Raw genomic sequence first — 9844 nt, forward strand, 5'->3', positions numbered from 1 at the left:
AGTGGATATGTTGAATCAGCAAGTAGCATTGGTGACTGGCGCAAGCCGTGGCATTGGCGCAGCGATTGCGCAGACCTTGGGTAAGCAGGGCGCAACCGTGATTGGTACGGCGACTTCGGCCAGCGGGGCAGAAGCGATTACTGCCCACCTGCAGGCCGCCGGTGTGAATGGCGTTGGTTTGGCGCTGGATGTGACCCAGCCCGAACAGATCGAAGCGGTTCTAAAGCAGATTGCTGAACAATACGGTGAAGTTTCTATTCTGGTCAACAATGCTGGCATCACCAAAGATACCTTGCTGATGCGCATGAAGGATGAAGACTGGGATGCTGTATTGAACACCAACCTGAAGTCAGTGTTCCGTATGAGCCAGGCGGTGTTGCGCCCGATGATGAAAGCGCGCCAGGGCCGTATTATCAATATTTCCAGCGTGGTAGGCCATATGGGCAATGCCGGGCAAGTGAATTATGCTGCCGCGAAAGCAGGGATGACCGGTTTTACCAAGTCCATGGCGCAAGAGGTTGGTAGTCGTGGCATTACGGTGAACTGTGTCGCGCCTGGTTTCATTGAAACCGACATGACGGCCGAACTGCCAGAAGAGATTAAAGCCAAAATGCTGGAGCGCATTGCGGTCGGCCGTTTGGGGCAGGTCGATGAAATCGCTGCCACGGTTGCTTTCCTGGCGTCGCCTGCGGCTGCTTACATTACTGGTGAAACCATCCATGTCAATGGTGGTATGTACTGCGCTTAATATATAGTTTCTTTGGTATTCTGGGCAAGTTTTGCTAGAATACCGGTTTATTGAACACGACACTTATCAACAAAGGGGTATTTTAGATGTCCGACATCGAACAACGCGTAAAGAAAATCGTTTGTGAACAACTGGGTGCAAACGAAGCTGACGTTAAAAACACATCATCTTTCGTAGATGATCTGGGTGCAGATTCTCTGGACACCGTAGAATTGGTGATGGCTTTGGAAGAAGAATTCGATTGCGAAATTCCTGACGACGAAGCAGAAAAAATCACAACCGTGCAGCAAGCGATTGACTACGTCAACGCAAACCTCAAGTAATTCATTGACTTCATTCTTCAATCAGCCCTCGCAAGAGGGCTGATTTTCTATTATGACGAAACGCAGAGTAGTAGTAACTGGCTTGGGCGTGGTGTCTCCAGTAGGGATTGGTACCCAAACCGCTTGGGACAATCTGGTTGCTGGTCAATCAGGCATTACCCGCATCACCAAATTTGATCCCACACCATTCGCTTCGCAAATTGCAGGCGAAGTCAAAGGCTTTAACGCTGAAGACTTTATTCCGGCCAAAGATGCCCGCCGTATGGATACTTTTATCCAGTATGGCCTGGCAGCTGGCCTGGAAGCCTTCCGTGATTCTGGCCTGGAGGTGACTGACGCCAATGCCGAGCGCATCGGTGTCACCATCGGTTCCGGGATTGGTGGTTTGGGCTTGATTGAGTCCACTAACGACAGTTATGACGAAGGTGGCCCACGCAAGATCTCGCCATTCTTTATTCCTGGCACCATTATCAATATGATTTCTGGCAACCTGTCGATCATGCTGGGCTTAAAAGGCCCGAATATCGCCGTGGTGACGGCCTGTACCACAGGCACGCACAGCATTGGTGAAGCAGCACGCATGATTGAGTACGGCGATGCCGATGTGATGGTGGCTGGTGGCGCTGAAGCAGCGATTACCGAGCTGAGCGTTGGTGGCTTTGCCTCTGCGCGCGCCTTGTCTAGTCGCAATGATGATCCGGCAACGGCCAGTCGTCCCTGGGATAAAGACCGTGATGGCTTTGTCATTGGTGAAGGGGCCGGGGTGATGGTGCTTGAAGAGTATGAGCACGCCAAAGCCCGTGGTGCCAGAATTTATGCTGAACTGGCTGGCTATGGTTTAAGTGCTGATGCCTATCACATGACCGCGCCAAATATGGATGGCCCACGTCGATCCATGGTAAACGCTCTGAAAAATGCAGGCGTTAACCCTGATCAGGTGCAGTTTATGAATGCACATGGCACATCGACGCCGTTGGGTGATGCCAACGAAACCAACGCGATTAAAGCGACGTTTGGTGACCACGCTTATAAACTGGTGGTGAACTCCACCAAGTCTATGACAGGTCACTTACTGGGTGGCGCCGGTGGTTTGGAGTCTGTATTTACTGTATTGTCTATTTACAATCAGATTTCACCGCCTACTATTAACTTGTTTAATCAGGATCCGGAGTGCGATCTGGATTACTGCGCTAACACCGCACGTGATCTACAGATCGAATATGCCCTGAAAAACAACTTCGGTTTTGGCGGCACTAACGGCAGCCTGTTGTTCAAGCGCGTTTAAGCGTCGTCTTAGCCAAATAAAAAAGCCAGCATCTGCTGGCTTTTTTATTGCGTGCTAATTGCTTATTTCAATACAGCCAGCGCAGCAGCATAGTTTGGCTCATCAGCGATTTCGCCCACCAGTTCGCTATGCAATACTTGATTGTTTTCATCCAGCACTACAACCGCACGTGCAGTTAAGCCAGCCAGGCTGCTGTCAGTGATGAATACGCCGTAGTCAGTGGCAAATTTTGCCGTGTCACGGAAAGTAGACAAGGTGACTACGTTTTCCAGCCCTTCTGCGCCGCAGAAACGGCTTTGTGCAAACGGCAAGTCAGCAGATACACACAATACAACGGTATTGTTCACGCTGCTGGCTTCTTTGTTGAACGTGCGTACTGAAGTCGCGCAAGTTGGTGTATCAATGCTAGGGAAAATGTTCAGTACTTTACGCTTGCCGGCGTAGGCATCCAGGCCAACCAGATTGCGTTTGGCATCTGCCAGTTGAAAAGCCGGGGCAGCGTCGCCTGCAGCCAGAAATTTACCGCCAACGGCGACCGGGTTACCTTTAAGCGTTACGCTTGCCATAATCTTCTCCAAAACATGATGAATGAGTGTTAAACGAGCACTTTAACTTGTCAGCCAATGTCAATCAACCACATAAAAAGTAAGGGAATCATTTTTGTAGTGCAGCCAGGGCAGCATCGTAGTCGGGCTCACTGGTTAATTCCTTGACCAGTTCCACATGCAATACGCGGTCATCTTCGTCAGCGACCATCAGCACACGCGCAGGTAGTCCGGCCAGTTTGCTGCTCATCATCAGCACACCATAGTTCTTAAGCATGTCACGGCCACGCATGGTGGATAAATGAATGCCTGCAGACAGATTTTCTGCGCTGCAGAAACGTGTCATGGTAAAGGGCAAATCAGGCGAGATGTGCAGAATGACGGTATTCTCCAGGCTTGCTCCGATGCCGTCCAGCCTGCGTACGCTATTGGCGCTGGTAGAGGTGTCTATGCCTGGGAAGAAATGCAGGATTTTACGCTGGCCACGAAAGGTGTCTAATGAAACATCTTCCAGCGCATGGTTCACCAGTTGAAAGAACGGCAGGGTTTGGCCAAGGCTGGGCAAGTCATCCTCAACCAGTATCGGGTCATCCAGTAAAGCAGTGGCATTAGGCATGATCAGTCATCTATTCACGAAAACGCCTGACATCATAGAGCATTATGCCTGGCGAATTAAATTTTTTATTGTTTGCGCTGCCAGAGTCGTCTCCTTTCCTTCGTGGGAATTTTAACGCTGTCAACCAGATTATTTGCACCCGTCATAGGTACAAAAAAGTGCGTTGGCGGTTAAAATAAAGCCATGGAAGCGTCTGAAATTCCCACCATTCAACCAGCATTTATTCATCTGCGCTGTCACAGTGAGTATTCCATTGTGGATGGCACAGTGCGCATTGACGACTATGTCAAAGCCGCCAAAAACGATGCGATGCCCGCTATCGCATTGACTGATCTCTCCAATCTGTTTGGCGCAGTCAAATTCTATAAAGCCGCCCGTGGCAAAGGCTTGAAGCCTGTGCTTGGCTGCGATGTCTGGATTGAAAATACGGTACAGCGCGATCAACCGCAGCGCTTGCTATTACTGGTGCAGAATCAGCAAGGCTATCGCCATTTATGCGAATTACTATCCCGTGCTTATCTCGAAAACCAGTATCGCGAACGCGCAGAAATCAAGGCCGAGTGGTTGGTAGAGAAAAATGCCGGCTTGTTAGTGCTTTCAGGTTTCGCGGCAGGCGATGTTGGACTCGCCTTGCAGGCAGGCAATCAGGCAGTGGCTTTGCAATATGCGCAGCAATGGGCGCAGGTATTTGCTGGTCGTTATTATCTTGAAGTGCAGCGCGTGCATGAAGCTGGCACGCCCGAAGGCTACGCGCAAGAGCAACTGATACAGCAAACCGTGCTGGTGGCGCAGCAACTGGATCTGCCGGTGGTAGCGACGCACCCGGTGCAATTTCAAACCGCAGACGACTATATGGCGCATGAGGCGCGTACCTGTATTGCTGAAGGCTATGTGCTGGCCGATAAACGGCGTCCACGCAAGTTTGTCGCGACCCAATATGTGAAAACGCAGGCCGAGATGCAGGCCCTGTTTGCCGATATGCCATTGGCGTTACAGAACTCGGTGGAGATTGCCAAGCGTTGCAACCTAGCGCTGACACTGGGTAAAAACTATTTGCCAGACTTTCCGACGCCGAATGGCGAAAGCCTGGATGTGTACCTGGTGGACCAGTCAAAACTGGGGCTGGAGCACCGCCTGGCCTATTTATATCCGGATGAGCAGCAGCGCGAAGCCAAGCGCCAGGAATACGAAGACCGATTGCAGTTCGAGTGCAACATCATTGTGCAGATGGGCTTCCCTGGCTACTTCCTCATTGTGGCTGATTTTATTAACTGGGCCAAAAATAATGGCGTGCCGGTTGGGCCGGGCCGGGGCTCAGGTGCGGGCTCACTAGTCGCTTACAGCCTGGGGATTACCGATCTGGATCCACTCAAATACAACTTGCTGTTTGAGCGTTTTCTCAACCCTGAGCGGGTCTCCATGCCCGACTTCGATATTGACTTCTGTATGGAAGGACGAGATCGCGTCATCGATTACGTCAAGCATAAGTATGGCTTGGCGTCAGTGTCGCAGATCGCCACCTTCGGTACCATGGCGGCTAAAGCGGTGATCCGCGATGTGGGCCGCGTGCTGGATTTACCGTTTAACTTCGTCGATGGCATCGCTAAGCTGATCCCGCTGGAGTTGGGCATCACGCTGGAATCAGCGTTGGAAAAAGAGCCGCAGTTACAAGAGCGACGCGAAAAAGAGGAAGAAGTCGCAGAGTTACTTTCCTTGGCGCTCCGCCTTGAGGGCCTGGTGCGTAATATCGGTATGCACGCCGGTGGCGTGTTGATTGCCCCAGGCAAGATTTCTGATTTTTCACCGGTGTATTGCCAACCGAATGGTGATAGCCTGGTCAGTCAATACGATAAAGACGATGTGGAAGCCGTTGGCCTGGTTAAGTTCGACTTTTTGGGCTTACGTACGCTGACCATTCTCAATATGGCGCTGGAAAATGCCAACGCCCAGCGCGCGCAAGAAGAGTTGCCACCGCTGAGTTTTGAGACCATCCCGCTAGACGATAAACGCAGTTACCATTTGCTGAAAACGGCCAATACCACCGCGGTATTCCAGCTGGAATCGCGCGGCATGAAAGACATGCTCAAACAGGCCAAGCCGGACTTGTTTGAGGATATTATTGCCCTGGTAGCTTTGTATCGACCGGGTCCTATGGACCTGATTCCTGACTTCTGCCGCCGTAAACATGGTACGCAGCGTGTGGAGTATCCGCATGCGTCCACCGAGTCTATCCTGAAAGAAACCTACGGTATTGCGGTGTATCAGGAGCAGGTGATGCAGATTGCGCAGGTGGTGGCCGGTTATAGCCTGGGTGGCGCTGACTTGTTGCGGCGCGCCATGGGTAAGAAGAAACCTGAAGAAATGGTGCAACAGCGCGAAATTTTCAACGAAGGTGCGCAGAAAAATGGCTTAACCCTGCAGCAGTCTAACGATCTGTTCGACTTGCTGGAAAAATTTGCCGGCTATGGCTTTAACAAGTCACACGCGGCGGCCTATGCGCTGGTTGCTTATCATACCGCTTACCTTAAAGCGCATTATCCGGCTGCATTCTTGGCGGCAACCATGTCGGCCGATATGAACAACACCGATAACGTGCATACGTTTTTTGATGACTGCGGGGGCAACCATGTCGATGTGCTGCCGCCGGATGTGAACGCCAGTATTTACCAGTTTAAGCCGCTGAGTGCACAGCAAGTATTGTATGGGCTGGGCGCCATTAAAGGCACTGGTTTGGCAGCGATCGAGCTGATCATGGCCTCACGCCAGGCACAAGGGCCATTCAAGGATATCTTTGATTTTTGCCAGCGTTTGGATCTACGCAAAGTCAATCGCCGGGTGATTGAATCACTGATTCGCGCCGGGGCTTTCGACAAGCTGGAGCAAAATCGGGCTGCATTGCTGGCCGGGCTGGATACGGCGATTAGTGTCGCCGAACAAAGTGCGGCGCATGCCGGGCAGGATTGTTTGTTTGGCGGCGTGGTTGAAACCCGGCACGCTTTGCCTGGTATCGCCCCCTGGAGCCCGGAACAGGCATTGATAGAAGAGAAAGTGGCGCTTGGTTTTTACCTGAGTGGCCACCCGTATCTGAGCTATAAGCCACAATTGGGGCCGTTTATTAAAGGTAATCTCAGCGAACTGGCACCGCAGGATCAGCCCAAATTACTGGCGGGTGTGGTGATGGGCGTGCGCGTGCGTATGACCCAGCGCGGCAAAATGGCGATCGTCACGCTGGATGATGCTGTGGGTAGGGTGGATGTGGTGGTTGGCTCAGAGCTGCTCATGCAACACGCACAATGGATTAAAGATGACCAATTGCTGGTGGTAGAAGGCCGCATCAGCAATGATGAGTTCTCGGGCGGTATTCGTGTCAGCGCCAGAAAACTCTATGACCTGGCGGCCGTGCGCAACCGCTTTGCGCAAATGCTCACCCTGAATTGCAATGGCACTTCTGATGTGCAAAGGTTGATGAATGTGCTGACGCCTTACCGTTACGCGGGCGAAGAGCAAAAGCGCTGCCCGATCAAGGTGGACTACCATAACCAGTCGGCGCAAGTGAGCCTGATGCTGAGCGATGACTGGCAAGTCGTGCTGCATGACGACCTGTTGCAGAATTTGCAGGGCTGGTTGTCAAAAGAAAACGTCAAAATCCTTTATAATGCCTAAACTTTTTTTCTAAGAATTCACACTGGAATTCATTATGAGTGCAAAACGTCTCACGCCTAGTAAACTGACTTATCTCGATTTCGAGCAGCCCATTGCTGCCCTCGAAAAGCGTATTGAAGCTTTGCAAGTTTCACACGATGAACATGACTCGCTGGATATCTCCAAAGAGTTGGACTTGCTGCAAAAGAAAAATACCAAGCTGCTGCAAGATACTTACCAGAACTTGACTGCCTGGCAAATTTCCCAGGTCGCGCGTCATCCACAACGCCCTTATACCATTGATTACATCAGCGCCTTGTTTACTGACTTTCAAGAGTTGCACGGTGACCGTGCCTTTGCTGATGACCCGGCGATTGTCGGTGGCATTGCCCGTTTCAAAGGCATTCCTGTCATGGTCATGGGCCACCAAAAAGGCCGTGATATCAAAGAGCGTCAATACCGCAACTTTGGCATGCCGCGTCCTGAGGGCTATCGTAAAGCCTTGCGCTTATTCCGCCTGGCCGAAAAATTCCATCTGCCAATTATTACCTTTATCGATACCCCGGGCGCTTATCCTGGTATCGGTGCCGAAGAGCGTGGCCAATCCGAAGCGATTGCACGTAACCTATATGTGATGGCTGAGCTTAAAACGCCGATTATCGGCGTAGTCATCGGCGAGGGCGGTTCAGGTGGCGCGCTGGCTTTGGGCGTCGTGGATCATTTGAACATGCTGCAATATTCGACTTATTCAGTCATCTCGCCTGAAGGCTGTGCTTCTATTTTGTGGAAGAGTGCGAGCAGGGCACCTGACGCTGCCGAAACCTTGGGCATCACTGCAGACCGCCTGAAATCCCTGGGCCTGGTCGATAATATTATCAGTGAACCATTGGGGGGCGCCCATCGTAACTACGAAGAAGTGATGGAGCGTATTGGCCAGGCCATTGGCCAGCAACTCAAAACGTTACAAGCTAAAAAAGTACCGCAGCTGCTCGAGTCGCGCTACCAGCGTTTGATGAGTTACGGTAAATTTAAAACCAGCAGTGAAAAATAGCATGTCTTTACTATCTCAGTTAGAAAATGTCATTAAGACCTTTCTAGCTGGGGAGTCTGCCCCGCATTCTCAGCCACCCCATTTATTGCTTGCGCTTAGTGGTGGTGTAGATTCCATTGTGCTGCTGCACACCTTGTCACAACTGACGACCCCGTTATCGTTTACCTTGTCTGCCATGCATGTACACCATGGTCTCAGCCCGCATGCTGACGCCTGGCTACAGATGTGCGAACAACTTTGCGTTGATAACAGCATCCCTTTTTATAGTGAAAAAGTGCATGTTGATTTGCAAAGCGGCTTGGGCGTTGAGGCCGCTGCACGCGACGCGCGTTACCAGGCATTAGAGCGAGTACGCCAGCAATTGGCTGCGGATGCGATTGTCACGGCCCATCACATGCAAGACCAGGCAGAAACCTTATTGTTGCAGCTCATGCGTGGTGCCGGGGTAAAAGGCCTCAGCGCCATGAGCCATTGGGATGCGGAGCGTTATTTGCTCAGGCCGCTGTTAACAGTGCCCAAGGCTGAGCTACTGCAATATGCGACGATCCAACAGCTAAAATGGGTAGAAGACGAAAGCAATGCCGACATTAGCTATGACCGCAACTTCATGCGCCAAAAAGCCATGCCTGTATTGCGTGAGCGCTACCCGCAACTGGATAGCGCCTTGCTGCGTAGTGCCAGTCATCTTGCAGATGCCCAAATTTTACTAGATACGCTCGCACAGCAAGACTTGCTGCAATGCGATGTGCGGGAGGAGTGGCTGGGACAGTCGATCGCTATCCCGCATCTGCACACGCTGGGCGACGTGCGTGCAAAAAACCTGTTGCGCTTCTGGTTTCAGCAACGCCAATTGCGTATGCCGAATACAGAACAATTGCACGATTACTGGAAGCAGCTTTCCTCAGTGAAGCCGCACCGTTATTTACACCTGCCCTTACAAGGGCAGGCTGCGGATCATCGTGCTTATCTGCATCATTATCAGCAGCGCCTGTATTGTGTCGCCAAACCGGCCGCATTGCCGCAAACGCCCCTTGTTTGGCAGGGACATCAAACGCAAACCTGGGGTGACTGGCAAGTGCAGTTTAAAGTCAGTAAAGGGCGCGGTATCGCATTGGCCAGGCTGGGGATTTCTCCCGCCGCCATCACGCTAAACAAGCGTTATGGCCAGCCGATTCCATTGCCAGAGGGGCTGGCGCTGTTAGTTTCACCCAGAACGGGCGGTGAAGCGTTGCAGCCCGATGCAAAACGTCCAAGACGTGAATTAAAAGTGATTTTTCAAATGCTGGGGATTCCACCCTGGCAACGTGCTTTTTACCCCGTGGTTCAAGTCACTACTACTCAGCCTAGCACATCACAAACGCTGGTTGCTCTCGCTGCCATTGCAGTCGATGAAGCCTGGCGTCCTGGCCGTAATGCTTACGGTCTCGAAATCTTCCTTCAGCCTCGCTAAATTAAAATTGGTTGTAATAAACCAATTTAAACCATAAAATTGGTTGTAATGAACCATTTTTATGGTTTATATCCACCAAGAAACCCCTATTTAATTGATTTAAATGATCTTTTTTCAGTGGGCATAAACGGAACAGTTATTGCTCTTAATAAGTACTTTTAAGTAAAAAGTTATTCAATAAAAG

8 protein-coding genes are annotated in these 9844 nt (G+C 51.2%); 6 read left to right on the forward strand and 2 right to left on the reverse strand.

Translation table 11 applies throughout. The features are described 5' to 3' along the window. Positions 1-7: 7 nt before the first annotated feature. The 3 genes from fabG to fabF all read left to right on the forward strand — a co-directional run bounded on the left by fabG (position 8) and on the right by fabF (position 2356). On the forward strand, positions 8-748 hold the full coding sequence (fabG, locus tag B3355_RS05120; RefSeq protein ID WP_019882195.1) for a 3-oxoacyl-ACP reductase FabG: 741 nt from the start codon (positions 8-10) through the stop codon (positions 746-748). A gap of 86 nt (positions 749-834) precedes the next feature. Beyond that, the gene (gene acpP / locus B3355_RS05125) at positions 835-1071 is read left to right on the forward strand and encodes an acyl carrier protein (protein ID WP_019882196.1); all 237 of its coding nucleotides are present in this window, start codon (positions 835-837) and stop codon (positions 1069-1071) included. A 52-nt stretch (positions 1072-1123) separates the two neighbouring features. Then, positions 1124-2356, forward strand: a complete 1233-nt coding sequence (gene fabF, locus B3355_RS05130) for a beta-ketoacyl-ACP synthase II (protein WP_019882197.1) — start codon at positions 1124-1126, stop codon at positions 2354-2356. A gap of 62 nt (positions 2357-2418) precedes the next feature. On the opposite strand, the gene tpx (B3355_RS05135) is transcribed toward fabF, so the two are convergent. Then, the gene (gene tpx / locus B3355_RS05135; RefSeq protein WP_019882198.1) at positions 2419-2922 is read right to left on the reverse strand and encodes a thiol peroxidase; all 504 of its coding nucleotides are present in this window, start codon (positions 2920-2922) and stop codon (positions 2419-2421) included. 88 nt (positions 2923-3010) lie between these two features. Continuing rightward, positions 3011-3517, reverse strand: coding sequence for a thiol peroxidase (gene tpx, locus B3355_RS05140; protein ID WP_292780985.1), 507 nt, complete (start codon positions 3515-3517; stop codon positions 3011-3013). A gap of 183 nt (positions 3518-3700) precedes the next feature. Here tpx (B3355_RS05140) and dnaE point away from each other — a divergent pair, with 183 nt between their 5' ends. The 3 genes from dnaE to tilS are packed head-to-tail and all read left to right on the forward strand — an operon-like array spanning position 3701 to position 9660. Further along, positions 3701-7180: a DNA polymerase III subunit alpha gene (gene dnaE, locus B3355_RS05145; protein ID WP_292780988.1), complete on the forward strand. Its 3480-nt coding sequence runs from the start codon at positions 3701-3703 to the stop codon at positions 7178-7180. A gap of 34 nt (positions 7181-7214) precedes the next feature. Next, positions 7215-8210 carry an acetyl-CoA carboxylase carboxyltransferase subunit alpha gene (locus tag B3355_RS05150; protein ID WP_047518124.1) on the forward strand — a complete coding sequence of 332 codons (996 nt, stop codon included), beginning with the start codon at positions 7215-7217 and terminating at the stop codon, positions 8208-8210. Position 8211: 1 nt separating this feature from the next. Beyond that, complete coding sequence (tilS, locus tag B3355_RS05155; RefSeq protein ID WP_047518122.1) at positions 8212-9660, forward strand: tRNA lysidine(34) synthetase TilS; 1449 nt, start codon at positions 8212-8214, stop codon at positions 9658-9660. Positions 9661-9844 lie beyond the last annotated feature (184 nt).

This window comes from Methylophilus sp. UBA6697 (assembly GCF_002454655.1).
GTDB lineage: Bacteria > Pseudomonadota > Gammaproteobacteria > Burkholderiales > Methylophilaceae > Methylophilus.